General features: G+C 73.1%; 11 protein-coding genes. 6 read left to right on the plus strand and 5 right to left on the minus strand.

Features of this window, described 5'->3' with window-relative positions; all coding sequences use genetic code 11:
* Positions 1-224 precede the first annotated feature (224 nt).
* Positions 225-746 (minus strand): DUF4245 domain-containing protein, encoded by a 522-nt coding sequence (locus ACQRUO_RS34240; RefSeq protein ID WP_428320052.1) that lies wholly within the window; start codon positions 744-746, stop codon positions 225-227.
* A 215-nt stretch (positions 747-961) separates the two neighbouring features.
* Between ACQRUO_RS34240 and glpX the strand changes: the two genes are divergently transcribed.
* Complete coding sequence (glpX, locus tag ACQRUO_RS34245) at positions 962-2,002, plus strand: class II fructose-bisphosphatase (RefSeq protein WP_428320053.1); 1,041 nt, start codon at positions 962-964, stop codon at positions 2,000-2,002.
* A 61-nt stretch (positions 2,003-2,063) separates the two neighbouring features.
* On the opposite strand, the gene ACQRUO_RS34250 is transcribed toward glpX, so the two are convergent.
* A complete protein-coding gene (locus ACQRUO_RS34250; protein ID WP_428320061.1) occupies positions 2,064-2,429 on the minus strand; it encodes a WhiB family transcriptional regulator in 366 nt (121 codons plus the stop codon).
* Positions 2,430-2,728: 299 nt separating this feature from the next.
* Entirely contained in the window at positions 2,729-3,613 is an 885-nt protein-coding gene (locus ACQRUO_RS34255) for a DUF1707 domain-containing protein (RefSeq protein ID WP_428320054.1), read from the minus strand.
* 204 nt (positions 3,614-3,817) lie between these two features.
* Between ACQRUO_RS34255 and ACQRUO_RS34260 the strand changes: the two genes are divergently transcribed.
* A complete protein-coding gene (locus ACQRUO_RS34260) occupies positions 3,818-5,479 on the plus strand; it encodes a fumarate hydratase (protein WP_428320055.1) in 1,662 nt (553 codons plus the stop codon).
* A 65-nt stretch (positions 5,480-5,544) separates the two neighbouring features.
* On the opposite strand, the gene ACQRUO_RS34265 is transcribed toward ACQRUO_RS34260, so the two are convergent.
* A complete protein-coding gene (locus ACQRUO_RS34265) occupies positions 5,545-5,868 on the minus strand; it encodes a nuclear transport factor 2 family protein (RefSeq protein ID WP_428320056.1) in 324 nt (107 codons plus the stop codon).
* Positions 5,869-6,092: 224 nt separating this feature from the next.
* Between ACQRUO_RS34265 and ACQRUO_RS34270 the strand changes: the two genes are divergently transcribed.
* The gene (locus tag ACQRUO_RS34270) at positions 6,093-6,575 is read left to right on the plus strand and encodes a hypothetical protein (protein WP_428320057.1); all 483 of its coding nucleotides are present in this window, start codon (positions 6,093-6,095) and stop codon (positions 6,573-6,575) included.
* 125 nt (positions 6,576-6,700) lie between these two features.
* On the opposite strand, the gene ACQRUO_RS34275 is transcribed toward ACQRUO_RS34270, so the two are convergent.
* Entirely contained in the window at positions 6,701-6,889 is a 189-nt protein-coding gene (locus ACQRUO_RS34275; protein ID WP_428320058.1) for a hypothetical protein, read from the minus strand.
* 210 nt (positions 6,890-7,099) lie between these two features.
* Between ACQRUO_RS34275 and ACQRUO_RS34280 the strand changes: the two genes are divergently transcribed.
* The 3 genes from ACQRUO_RS34280 (at position 7,100) to ACQRUO_RS34290 (ending at position 13,514) form a co-directional block, all read left to right on the plus strand.
* Positions 7,100-10,063, plus strand: a complete 2,964-nt coding sequence (locus tag ACQRUO_RS34280; protein ID WP_428320059.1) for an AfsR/SARP family transcriptional regulator — start codon at positions 7,100-7,102, stop codon at positions 10,061-10,063.
* Positions 10,064-10,741: 678 nt separating this feature from the next.
* A complete protein-coding gene (locus ACQRUO_RS34285; RefSeq protein WP_428320062.1) occupies positions 10,742-11,404 on the plus strand; it encodes a class I SAM-dependent methyltransferase in 663 nt (220 codons plus the stop codon).
* Positions 11,405-11,600: 196 nt separating this feature from the next.
* Positions 11,601-13,514, plus strand: a complete 1,914-nt coding sequence (locus ACQRUO_RS34290) for an ATP-binding SpoIIE family protein phosphatase (protein WP_428320060.1) — start codon at positions 11,601-11,603, stop codon at positions 13,512-13,514.
* Positions 13,515-13,829: the final 315 nt, after the last annotated feature.

Genomic DNA, 13,829 nt, shown 5'->3' on the forward strand with positions numbered 1-13,829 from the left:
GGGGGGGGGGGGGGGGGGGGGGGGGGGGGGGGGGGGGGGGGGGGGGGGGGGGGGGGGGGGGGGGGGGGGGGGGGGGGGGGGGGGGGGGGGGGGGGGGGGGGGGGGGGGGGGGGGGGGGGGGGGCGGGGGGGGGGGGGGGGGGGGGGGGGGGGAAGAAAAAGGACCTGGGAACAAAACCAAAGTCCCCCCCCCGGGCCCGAGCCGTCTGCGGTTGCGGAGCGCCGCTACTTCAGCGCCTGCGCCAGCTGGTCGAGCTCCTGGTAGGAGGCGCTGCCGGCGATCAGCGTGGTGGCCTGGCCGGTGGCGACGGTCAGCCCCCGGTAGGTGTCGCCCTGGTAGCGGGACCAGTCCTGGCCGGCGATGGTCGCGCTGCCGTCCGGCGCGTAGCCCGCGACGACGGTCTTCAACAGGTCGGCCTTGGGCTCGTTGCTCTGCTCCACCGAGGCGTACTTGCCCGCCGGGGTGACGAAGCCCAGGTGCCAGCCGGCGTGGCCGTCCGGGTCCACCTGGTAGCTGACCGAGGTGGCCCGCCACTGCGCGGAGAGCCCCTCGGGCGCCAGGACCGGGTACGGCGCCGCACGCTTGGCCGAGGCCAGGGCCGCGCTGTAGTCGACGACGCGCACCGGGTCGCCCTCGTTGCTGTGCGGGATGGTGAGGTACGCGACCATCGCCACGCCCATCACGGCGATCATCGAGAGGATCATGTCCCGGACGGTCTGCCGCCCACGCTTGTTGCCTGCTGCCACCCCCACATGGTGACCCATGCGCCCGCGGACTTAACGCACGGGGGGTGCTCGCGCGGCCCAAACAGCCCCATAACGACGCAGAACCCCAGGTCGGCGGGACCCGCGCCACAGACAGTCATCCCATCCACAGATACGATCGGGGGACCCTCATCGCAGCGCTCGACCAGACAGTAGTCGATCGCTCACTGGCCGTCGCGTACAGAGAGGTAACGACGATGACCACGCAGCACCCCTCCCACCTGCCGCGTTCGCTGGAGGTGGCCCCGGAGGCTCCCGACCGCAACCTGGCACTCGAGCTCGTCCGGGTGACCGAGGCGGCGGCCATGGCGGCCGGCCGCTGGGTCGGCCGCGGCGACAAGAACGGCGCCGACGGCGCCGCCGTGAAGGCCATGCGCACCCTGGTCTCGACCGTCTCGATGAACGGCGTCGTCGTCATCGGGGAAGGCGAGAAGGACGAAGCCCCGATGCTCTACAACGGCGAGCGGGTCGGCGACGGCACCGGCGCCGAGTGCGACGTCGCCGTGGACCCGGTGGACGGCACCACGCTGACCGCCAAGGGCATGAACAACGCGGTGGCCGTCCTGGCGGTGGCCGACCGCGGCACCATGTTCGACCCCAGCGCCGTCTTCTACATGGACAAGCTGGTGGCCGGCCCCGAGGCCGCCGACTTCGTGGACATCACCGCCCCGGCGGCGGTCAACATCCGCCGGGTCGCCAAGGCCAAGGGCAGCTCGGTCGAGGACGTCACCGTGATGATCCTGGACCGCCCGCGGCACGAGAAGCTGGTCCGTGAGGTCCGCGAGGCGGGCGCCCGGATCAAGTTCATCTCGGACGGTGACGTGGCGGGCGCGATCATGACCGCCCGCGAGGGCACCGGCGTCGACCTGCTGATGGGCGTCGGCGGCACCCCCGAGGGGATCATCGCGGCCTGCGCCATGAAGTGCATGGGCGGCGTGATCCAGGGCCGCCTGTGGCCCAAGGACGAGGCCGAGAAGCAGCGCGCGCTGGACGCCGGCCACGACCTGGACCGGGTGCTCACCACCAACGACCTGGTCAGCGGCGAGAACGTGTTCTTCGTCGCCACCGGCATCACCGACGGCGAGCTGCTGCGCGGGGTGCACTACCGCCAGGAGACCGCCACCACCAGCTCGCTGGTGATGCGCTCGAAGAGCGGCACGATCCGCCAGATCGACTCGGTGCACAAGCTGTCCAAGCTGCGTGCCTACAGCGCGATCGACTTCGACCGGGCGAACTGACCGACCGGAGCAGCACCGCCGAGGGCCGGGCACGCGATGCGTGCCCGGCCCTCGGCGGTGCTCAGCCCGCTATCCGCCGCCGTGGCACCCGCTGCGCCAGTTGGGCCTCGGCCCGCAGCTCGACCTCGCGGCGTCGTCGTCGGGCCAGCACCACCCGCCGCTCGGCCGCGGTCAGCCCGCCCCAGACTCCGTACGGCTCCGGCTGGGCCAGCGCGTGCTCCCGACAGGAGAGCAGCACCGGGCAGCCGGCGCAGACCTGCTTGGCGTGCTGCTCCCGGGCCAGCCGGGCGGCGGTGGGCTCCTTGGACGGGGCGAAGAAGAGCGCGGCCTCGTCGCGGCGGCAGGCCGCGCCGGTGTGCCAGGGGTTCTCCTCCAGCCAGGGGTTCTCATCGAATTGGTCGAGCCGCACGCGCTCCGGGGCACTCAGCTGGGCGCTCCCGCGCCCGCGCCGCACCGCGGCGGCGAGGGCGGGGTCGGTGGTGCTGGGCTCGATCGGGTGCAGCACGGCGACTCCTGACACAACTCGGGAAAGGCACGCGTCACTGCCCGGCTGCCGCCCCTGAGTCCCGTACGACGCCGTCTGACCGCAGCCGTTCAAGAAACGATGTGCCCGAGGAATTACCCCGCGCAATCCCGGTTCATGCACACCGTGTTCACCCGGCCACTGCCTGCACTCGATCCAATCTGTAGTGCCGGGAGGACAGTTGACGGAACGTGAGGTTCCGCTCAGCCGTCCAGCTGCTTGCGCACCCAGTCCTTGATCTTCTTGCCCCGGCGCGGCTTGGCGTCGACCCCACCGAAGATCGCCGCCCCCTTCACCCGCACCACCGGTGCGTACGGGTCGGCCGCGATCTGCTCGCGCACGTCGAAGCCGCCGAACACGCCGACACCGCCGCCGACCAGGGTGACGTTCTCCGGCACCCGGATCGAGACGCCGCCGAAGACCGAGGTGATCTCGATCAGCACCTCTGGCGACTCGAAGACCGCGTCCGTCAGGTCCAGCTCGATGCCGCCGAAGATCGCGGTGGCCCGCACGTGCGAGCCGACCAGCCAGCGGCCCTTGCGCTGCGCGCCGCCGAAGATCGCCACCGCATTGGCCGGCTCGCTGCGGGCCGGCGGCAGCGGGGCGGCCGTGGGCTGCGCGGGGCGCGGGGCGGCCGCGTCGTGGGCCGGCAGGTCGCGGGTGAGCACGGTCAGCTCGCCCAGCGTCTTGGCGCCATAGGCCGCCTCGATCCGCTCGGCGTGCTCGTCCACGGTCAGCCGGCCCTCGGCGTAGGCGTCGCGCAGCAGCTCGGCGACCCGCTCGCGGTCGGCGTCGGAGGCGCGCAGCTCGGCCTCGGCGACCCGGGCCTGCCGGTGGCCGGCGGGCGCGGGGTCCGCCTTGTGCAGCGGGACGGGGTGCGGGGCCTCGGCGGGCGGGGCGTCGGCGGGCGGGGTTGCCGGGTGCGGGGCCTCGGCGGGCGGGGTCGCGGTGGGCTCGACACCGGGCTGGGCGGCGTCGGCGGACTGGGCGGCGTCGGCGGACTGGGCGGCGTCGGGCCGGTCGGACGGCTGGTCGGACGGCTGGTCGGACGGCTGGTCGGACGGCTGGGATGACGGCGAGTTCTCCACGTCGCCCAGCGTAGGGGCTGGGCCGCGCCGGAACGAGGAGTCTCAGGGTCGTCTCCGGGTGCTCTCCGGGTCGGCGCCGCCGCTCTCAGGGTCGACGTGACCCCGGTCACCCCTGACTCACCCGGCCGCTGCGCGGACCACCGGTGGATCTAACCTGGAAGGCGCTTCGCCGACGCAGCACCACCGATCCGTGAAGGACCTCGCATGGCACCCACGCCCGACTTCGCCTACTCCGACCTCCTCCCGATCGGGGCCGACCCCACCCCGTACCGGAAGCTGACCTCCGAGGGCGTCAGCACCTTCGAGGCGGGCGGGCGACGCTTCCTGCAGGTCGAGCCGGAGGCCCTGCGGCTGCTCACCGCCGAGGCGATGCACGACATCTCGCACTACCTGCGCCCGGCCCACCTGGCCCAGCTGCGCCGGATCCTGGACGACCCGGAGGCCAGCCCGAACGACCGCTTCGTGGCGCTGGACCTGCTGAAGAACGTCAACATCTCGGCCGGCGGCATCCTGCCGATGTGCCAGGACACCGGCACCGCGATCGTGATGGGCAAGCGCGGCCAGCACGTGCTGACCGAGGGCGGCGACGAGGCGGCCATCGCCCGCGGCGTCTTCGACGCCTACACCAAGCTGAACCTGCGCTACTCGCAGATGGCCCCGCTGACCATGTGGGACGAGAAGAACACCGGCTCCAACCTGCCGGCGCAGATCGAGCTGTACGCGACCGACGGCGACGCCTACAAGTTCCTCTTCATGGCCAAGGGCGGCGGCAGCGCCAACAAGTCGTACCTGTACCAGGAGACCAAGGCGATCCTCAACGAGAAGAGCATGCTCGCCTTCCTGGAGCAGAAGATCCGCTCGCTCGGCACGGCCGCCTGCCCGCCCTACCACCTGGCCATCGTGGTCGGCGGCACCAGCGCCGAGTTCGCGCTGAAGACCGCCAAGTACGCCTCCGCGCACTACCTGGACCAGCTGCCCACCTCCGGCGACGCCGCGACCGGCCACGGCTTCCGCGACCTGGAGCTGGAGCAGAAGGTCTTCGAGCTGACCCAGAAGATCGGGATCGGCGCCCAGTTCGGCGGCAAGTACTTCTGCCACGACGTGCGGGTGATCCGCCTGCCGCGGCACGGCGCCTCGCTGCCGGTCGCGATGGCCGTCTCCTGCTCGGCCGACCGCCAGGCGCTCGGCAAGATCACCGCCGAGGGCGTCTTCCTGGAGCAGCTGGAGACCGACCCGGCCAAGTACCTGCCGGAGACCACCGACGAGCACCTGGACGACGACGTCGTCCGGATCGACCTCAACCAGCCGATGTCGGACATCCGCACCGAGCTGTCCAAGCACCCGGTGAAGACCCGGCTCTCGCTCACCGGCACCCTGGTGGTGGCCCGCGACATCGCGCACGCCAAGATCAAGGAGCGGCTCGACGCCGGCGAGGGCATGCCGCAGTACCTCAAGGACCACCCGGTCTACTACGCCGGCCCGGCCAAGACCCCCGAGGGCTTCGCCTCCGGCTCCTTCGGCCCCACCACCGCGGGCCGGATGGACTCCTACGTCGACCAGTTCCAGGCGGCCGGCGGCTCGATGGTGATGCTGGCCAAGGGCAACCGCTCCAAGCAGGTCACCCAGGCCTGCGCCACCCACGGCGGCTTCTACCTCGGCTCGATCGGCGGCCCGGCGGCCCGACTGGCCCAGGACTGCATCAAGAAGGTCGAGGTGCTGGAGTACGCCGAGCTGGGCATGGAGGCGGTCTGGCGGATCGAGGTCGAGGACTTCCCGGCCTTCATCGTGGTGGACGACAAGGGCAACGACTTCTTCGCGGAGGTCACCGACGGCCCGCTGATCACCAGCATCCGGGTCCGTTCCTGACGGACCCGCATGACGGTGCCCCGGGGTGCGCTGCGCCCCGGGGCACCGCCATGTCGGGCCTGACGTCACGCCTGGCCGGTCTCGAACCGGGTGACCTTGCCGTGCTCGACCTCGAAGTGCCAGGCGGTGCGCATCTCGCCCCAGGTGTCGTTGCGGAAGCTGGCGACCAGCCCCCGCCCGCCGTCGGACTCCCGCTCCACGTCCATGTGGCCGTGGCTGGAGAAGATCTCCCGCTCGGTCCAGTCCGTCAGGTCGCGGTCCGAGCCGTCGTCCGACATCGTGGCGTCCGGAGCCAGCAGCTCGCTGAACGCGGCGCGGTCGCCCGCGTTGATCGCGGTCACCACGGCACGCACGGTGGGGTCGGAGAGTTTGCCCACGGCGATGGTCATCTGAGTGCTCCTCGGGAGTGCGGCATCGCGGGTTCGTCAGCAGCGTCGCACGCGAACGGCCCGGCCGCCCGGCGCGCGGGTGCATCCGGGGAGGCGGCTGGTCCATTGGGGTTGTCCTGGGCGGGTGCACCGGCTCCCCGCCGCGGGATTGCGGATCATGGGGGTCAGATGACGGGGCGCCACCGGCTCCGACCACCGCACCGCGACCGCAAGGCAGGTACCGGATGATCCGCAGCACCCTCCGCCCCCGTTCGCGCCGCCTGCTGGTGGCGGCCGTCACGGGGCTGCTGACCCTGGCACCACTGGGCACCGCGGGTGCCGCAGCGCCGTCGCGCTCGAAGCTCGAAGTGTTCGAGGTCAACTCCACGCCCGTCCGGGCCGGTGAGCGGACCGAGCTGCACACCGTCATCGGCAACGACGGCCCCGAGCCCACGGCCAACCCGATCACCGTGGACATCGAGCTGCCGCTGGGCAGCTACGCGGCCGAGCCGTTCTTCCCGACCGACTGCCGGCCCGGCATGGGCGGCCACAGCGTCAGTTGCCAGTTCCCGGCCGGCCTGCGCGACGGGCGGACGGCCACCGTCCTGATCCCGGTCGTGGTCGAGAACGGGACCCCGCCCGGCGAGCTGACCGACGGCAAGGTCACCGTGACCAGCGTGGACGACCCGGCGGTCGCCCCCTGGCAGTTCGGGATCACGGTCATCTGACCCGGCTGACCCGGCCGTGGACGGCACGAAGCCCCCGGGAACGTTCCCGGGGGCTCTCCGCGCGTAGTGCCGCAGGACATGTACGCGATGCAATCAGGCCAAACTCGACCTCGCTGAACAGCGTGTCAGTGGGTGTTGATGATGACGCCGTCAGGCTGGGGGGAGCTGTGGGTGTTGATGATGGTGCCGTCCGGCTCGGAGGGGCTGGACACCTGGTCGGCGGCCACCTGCCCCGCCTGGACGGCCTCCGTCAGGGTCGCATCGGCCTCGTCGGTCGCCGTAGTGAGCTCGCTCGGGGTCCCGGAATCGGCCATCGCCGAACCACCTCTCGGATGACAGTGCTGAACCGCCCCGGTCGGTCTGGCCGCGGCGTGGGGACAGTATCGTAGGGGTCGTTAAATGTCTTATAAACAGCCCCCCAGCTGAACAATCTGCCCGTTTTGCCCTTCCTGACCGGGCAATACAGCCGGAGCATGGGGGGCACCACTTCGAGGTTCGAAGTAACAGGCCATCGGGGGACCCTCATGGAGCTTCAGGCGACGCCGCACAATGCCGTGCTGCGCTTCCAGGTGCTCGGACCCGTCCAGGCCTGGCGCGACGAGCAACCCCTCGCGCTGGGATCGCCGCAGCAACAGGCCGTCCTGACCGCCCTCCTGCTGCACCACGGGCGGCCGGTGACCACCCAGGAGCTGGTGGACGGTCTCTGGGGCGACCGCCCGCCGCCGCAGGCCGTGGCCGCGCTGCGCACCTACGTCTCCCGCCTGCGCTCGGTGGTCGAACCGGGACGAGCGGTGCGCAAGCCCGCCGAACTGCTGGTTTCCGTGCGGGACGGATATGCACTGCACATTCCGGACGAAGCGCTCGATCTCGCGGTCTTCGACGCCCAGGTGGCCAAGGCCGGCAGCGCCCGCCAGTCCGGGCAGCCGGAGACCGCCTACCAGCTGCTGACCTCCGCACTCGCGATGTGGAGCGGCCAACCGCTGGCCGGCCTCCCGGGGCCGTACACCGAGACCCAGCGCCAGCGCCTGCTGGACCGGCAGCTGGCGACCCGCGAGGAACGCTGCACGGTCGCGCTCGAAATCGACCTGCACGCGGAAATCGTCACCGAACTGACCAACCTGACCGCCGCGCATCCGCTGCACGAGCGGCTTCGCGAACTGCTGATGCTCGCGCTTTATCGCTGCGGTCGGCAGGCCGACGCGCTCAGCGTGTACGCGGCGACCCGGAAACTGCTGATCGACGAACTCGGCGTCGAACCCGGAGCCGCACTGGCGGCCATGCACTCGCGGATCCTCTCCGCGGATCCGACATTGCTGAATTCCGCACCGGAATTGCGAGTTCCGACTGTGGAGAGCGCGCCACTGGCGCCTCCCGCCCAGCTGCCCGCCGACGTCTCCGACTTCAGCGGGCGCAACGGGCTGGTGCAGGACCTGCGGGAGGTGCTGCGCGGCGCCTCCGGCCAGGCGGTGGTGGTGACCTCGCTGGCCGGGATCGGTGGGGTCGGCAAGACCACGCTCGCCGTGCACGTGGCGCACAGCGTGCGCACCGAGTTCCCGGACGGGCAGCTCTACGTGGACCTGCGCGGGGTCAGCGCCAAGCCCACCGACCCGGCCGTCGTGCTGGGCGACTTCCTGTTCGCCCTCGGGATCACCGAGGCGCCGGAGTCCTTCGAGCAGCGGGTGGCGATGTACCGCTCGACGCTCGCCGACCGGCGGATGCTGATCATGCTGGACAACGCCCACGACGCGCAGCAGATCATGCCGCTGATCCCCGGGGTCGCGGGCTGCGCGGTGCTGGCGACCAGCCGCTCGAGACTCGCCGGCATCCCCGGCGCCCACCTGTTCGACGTGGAGGAGCTCACCCCCGAGGAGGCCCTGGAGCTGTTCGGCGCGATCGCCGGCCGGCACCGGATCGAGGCGGAGCCGGAGGCGGCGCTCGCCGTGGTGACCTCCTGCGGCTTCCTGCCGCTCGCGGTCCGGATCGCCGCCGCCCGGCTGGCCAGCCGGCCGCGCTGGTCGGTCGCCGACCTGGCCCGGCGGTTAGCGGACCAGCGGCGCCGGCTCGACGAACTGCAGCTGGGCAACCTGGCGGTGGAGACCACCCTCGGGCTCGGTTACGGGCAGCTGAAGCCCGCCGAGGCCCGGGCCTTCCGGCTGCTCGCCCTGGTCGACTGCCCCGACCTGCCGCTGTCGGCCGTCGCCGCACTGCTCGGCACCTCGCAGGACGAGGCCGAGGAGGTGGCCGAGGCGCTGGTCGAGGCCAACATGCTGGAGTGCTTCACCCCGGGCCGGTACCGCTACCACGACCTGCTGCGGCTGTTCGCGCAGAAGCAGCGGGAGAAGGTCGGCGACCTGGCGGACAGCCAGGCGGCGCTGCTGCGGCTGCACGCCATGCTGGTCGCCACCGTCCGCAACGTCGCGCAGATCCTGGAGCCGGACGACCAGCAGATCGAGCCGCTCCAGGTGGTGACCCACCCGGGCGACCAGGTGAACGGACCGGACTCGGCCCGCGGCTGGCTGCGCTCCGAGCTGGCGCTGATCCTCGGCGCGATCGAGGACGCCATCGACGGACCGATGGAGCTGCGCCGGCTGGCGATCGACCTGCTGGTGGTCCTGAACACGGTGGCGGAGGAGCCCAACCACGCGCAGCGGATCCGGCGCACCCTCGCGGTGGCCGAGCGCGCCTCCGCCGAGTGCCAGGACCACGAGGCGCTCGCCCGGGTCCACTACACGGTCGCCTTCTTCGCCTACCTGACCGGTGACTACCGGGAGGCCGAGCAGTCCTTCCGGAACTGCCTGGCCCATGTGGGGACCCAGGCACCGGGTCTGCGGTCGGCGGCCAGCAGCGCGCTCGGCAGCGTGCTGACCGCCAGCCGCCCGGCCGAGGCGTTGCCCTTCCTCGAGGAGGCGCGCGACCTGTCGACCACGCTGGCCGCGATGGGCAGCGCCGCCCGGATCCAGGGCAACATCGCGCGGGTCCACCTCAAGCTGGAGAACTGGGACGCGGCCGTCGGCTCGGCGACGGAGGCAGTGGCCACCGCCCGCTCCTCGGGCAACGTGCGCTGCCTGGCCGACACCCTGTACCAGCTCGGCGTCGTGCTGCGCAGCACCGGTTCGCCGGCCGAGGCCGCCACCCAGCTGCGCGAGGCGCACCAGCTCTACCAGGACCAGCAGCAGCCGGTCTGGGAGGGCCTCTCGCTCGCCCGGCTGGCCGGCTGCCTGCTCGCCGACGACCAGGTGAAGGAGGCGGCGCTGGCGGCGGAGGAGGCGCTGACCATCGCTCAGGAGATGGACACCGCCTACTGCCAGGGCCTGGCCAACGCCGCGCTCGGCGAGGCGCTGCTGCGGCTGGGCCAGCCCGAACGGGGGCTGGCCGTGCTGGCCGAGGCACATGGGATCTTCACGCGGCTCGGTGTGCCGGAGGCCAACGCCGTGCGGAGCCTCATCGATGACCAGCACACCGAGCCTTCTTCCAACGACGCGCCGTAGTCACCGGGGTTCCCCCCAAGCAGGGCCCCCGTGCCCTGCTCCCCCGTTCACCCCGGTGTCCCCCCGTTGTGCGGGAAGCGTCCCCATCCCCCCCGGGACGAGGTGACCCCGCAGCCCCCCGGCTGCGGGAGCACCTCTGTCGCGCTTCCCCGGCGCTGAGAAGACTCTGACAGTTCGCGATTGACGTTCGATAAACGCCCGTCGCGCGCACCGGAACCAGGCCTTCCGCCCGGCTCCACCGTCCCAGGCATACCGTCGGATCGTCCACCGGGTTTCGCGGCAGCCGGCGCGCTCGGCGGGCGCGCGGCACCGGCTCGCACCACCCCGGTCCGCCCCGCGATGCTTCCGTCGGCCAGGCGGTTTGATCCCCGTCCGCATGAGTTGGCCGGAAACGGACTCCATAGCGCGGTGATCACGCATATTCTCAGAGGCCAGGTGGCACGCGCGATGGGTGGGCGTGCCCCGGCGGGACGGCACGGTCCCGGGGACGGAGTGGTCGGAGGGCTCGACAGGCGGCGTAGGGCGGGACACGCGGCACACCGGGCGGGCGCGCGGCGCGGCGGCCGGGGTGGCAGGCGGGAAAGGTGCCTCTCAATCGTGACGACGGGACAGATATCGGACCCCGCCCGGGGTGGGACCGCCGGGCCTGCCCCGGCCTGCCGCAGTGCGGAGCGCGCACTGCAGGCGGTGGCGTTCGACGCCATCGGTGCCCGCTACTGCGAGGCCTTTCCCGCCAAGCACGGCCAGCTCGCCGCCGGCCACCGACTGCTGAGTGAGCTTCCGCCGGGTGCGCCGGTGCTGGACATCGGCTGCGGCGCCGGCGATCCGACGCTGCGCCAGCTCGTCGAGGGCGGGCTGGCGGTGACCGCGATCGACCTGTCCGACGGCATGCTCTCGCTGGCCCGGCGGCGGGCGCCCGGCGCGACCGCCTACCACCGGATGGACCTGTACGACCTGGCCACGCCCCGCGCCGAGACCGCCTGGGGCCTGCCCGAGCTGGGCCCGGCCGGGGCCGGCCGGTTCGCCGGGGCCGCCGCGTTCTTCTCGCTGATCCTGCTGCCGCAGCAGGAGATCCGGGTGGCCCTGCGCCGGATCCGGACCCTGCTGCGCCCCGGCGGGCTGCTGGCGCTCGGCCTGGTCGAGGCCGACCTGGACGACTACCCGCTGCGCTTCCTGGGTCAGGAGATCCGGATCAGCGGGTTCCTCCGCGAGGAGCTCACCGAGGTGCTGCGGCAGGCCGGCTTCACCGTCGAGGCGCTGAGCGGCCGCCCGTACGCGCCCGCCTGCACCACCCTGCCACCGGAGGAACAGCTCTTCCTGCACTGTCGCCGGGCCGGCTGAACCGCCGAACGGCCCGGCCACGGTCGACCCGCCGGCAGCAGCCCGCCCGAACACCCAGCCACCCGTTCCGAGAGCCCGACCCATCCGTTTCCCAGAGCCCCACCCACCCGTTCCGAGAGCCCGACCCGTCCGTTCGAGAGCCCGACCTACCCGCCCGCCTCAGCTCCACCAGATCCGACCAGTAAGAACGGCAGCCGTGCGCGACCTTCCCTCCCCCCAGGCCGGCCAGCCGCCCGCCGTGCCGGCCCAGCGCCGTCCGCCGCCCGGGCAGCCCGCCGCCGGCACCGGCGCGCCGCCGCCACCCCTGCACCTGCGGGTGCGGCAGGCCGTCACCGAACGACTCGGCTACCTCAACGAGGCCACCCGGCGGATCAACACCAGCCTGGACCCGGCCGCGACCGTGCGCAGCCTGGTCAAGGTGCTGGTCCCGGCGCTGGCCGACGCCGCCCTCGTCCACCTGATCGAGCGCGCCCCGGGCAGCGTCCCGGCGCCCGGGCGTGACCGCTCCGGCCCGCTGCGGCTGCGGCTGCACCGGTCCGAGGGCACCCGGCTCGGCGGCGGCCGCCGGGTGGTCGGCGCGCGGCCCGGCGGAGCGCTGGAACGGGCGCTGCGCGAGGCGTCGCCAGCCGGCCCGGTGGTGCTCGGCACCGCCGAGGGCGAACGGCTGCGGCCGCTCTTCGCCGAGCTGTACGGCGCCCGCGCGCTGGCCGGACTGGCCCACGGCACCGCGCTGCTCGCCCTCCCGCTGCGCGGCCGGGAGAAGGGCGGGCCGGCGCGGACCGGCGGACCGCGGGCGCGGCGGGCCGACTCGATGCTCGGGCTGCTGGTGCTGGTCCGCCGGCCCGGCAAGCCGGACGACGACTACCACCTGCTGCACGCGCACACCCGGCACGGCGACCACACCAAGGAGCCGGCCCGGTTCGACCCCGCCGACACCCAGACCGCCGCCCACCTGGCCACGCTGGCCGGCCTGGCGATCGACACCGCCCAGCGCTACACCCGGGAGTCGGAGATCGCCGGCAAGCTGCAGCGCAGCATGCTGCCGGACGAACTGCCGCAGCCGCACGGCGTGCGGCTGGCCCACCGCTACCTGCCGGGCGAGGCCGACTCCCAGGTCGGCGGCGACTGGTACGACGCGGTCCCGCTGCCGGGCAACCGGGTCGCGCTGATCGTCGGCGACGTGATGGGCCACTCGCTCACCTCGGCCGCGGTGATGGGCCAGCTGCGGACCAGTGCGCAGACCCTGGCCGCGCTCGACCTGCCGCCGCACGAGGTGCTCTACCACCTGGACGAGCAGGCCCAGCGGCTGGGCCGCGAACAGCACCTGGCCACCTGCGTGTTCGCGGTCTACGACCCGATCGCCAACCGGATCGTGGTGGCCAACGCCGGCCACATGCCGCCCGCGCTGATCCACCCGGACGGACGGGCCGAGTTGCTCGAACAGCTCCCGGCGGGCGCGCCGATCGGGGTCGGCGGGGTGGACTTCGCCTCCCAGGAGCTGGACGCGCCGCCCGGCTCCGCGCTGCTGCTCTTCACCGACGGACTGGTGGAGACCCGCCGCCGCCCGCTCTCCGCCGGCCTGGAGCGGCTGCGCGAGCGGCTCTCCGGGGTGCACCAGCACTCCCCCGAGCAGCTCTGCCACGAGGCGCTGCGGATCCTGCCGCCCGGCGACCGGGGCGACGACATCGCGCTGCTCGCCGCCGCCTTCGACGGGATCCCGGCGAACGACGTCGCCTACTGGTACCTCCAGCCGCGCAACGAGACCCCGGGGCGGGCCCGCCGGCTGGCCGGGCACGCGCTGCGCCGCTGGGGGCTGGACGAACTGGCGGAGAACACCGAACTGATGGTCAGCGAGCTGGTCACCAACGCGGTCCAGCACGCCAAGAAGCCGGTCACGCTGCGCCTGGTCCGCACCTCGGTCCTGCGCTGCGAGGTCGGCGACGACAGCGCCCAGCTCCCCCGCCGCCGCAAGGCCGGCCCCGACGAGGAGCGCGGCCGCGGCCTGGAACTGGTCGCCAAGTGCGCCGACTCCTGGGGCTCCACCCGCCTGGGCGGCGGCAAGGTGGTCTGGTTCGAGCAACGCCTGCCACCCCGGCCCCGGGCGCGGTGACCGGCTGGGGGCCTGCCTGGTCATGCGCGTCGGACCAGCGCCCAGCTCCCCCAGCCACCACACCGGGGCCACCACACCGGGGCCACCACACCGGGGCCACCACACCGGGGCCACCACACCGGGGCCACCACACCGGGGCCACCACACCGGGGCCACCACACCGGGGCCACCACACCGGGGCCACCACCCAGCCTTGCGGCTGGGTGGCGGCCCCGGTGTGGGCGTGGGCCCGGGTCGGCCTCCTGCTGAACGTACTTGGGCGATTTGGGAGTGCGGCCGTGGAAGTACCTCCCGCCGAAGGCTGGGAGGTACTTC

Origin of the sequence: Kitasatospora sp. LaBMicrA B282, from assembly GCF_050325825.1 — a bacterium.
Lineage (GTDB): Bacteria > Actinomycetota > Actinomycetes > Streptomycetales > Streptomycetaceae > Kitasatospora.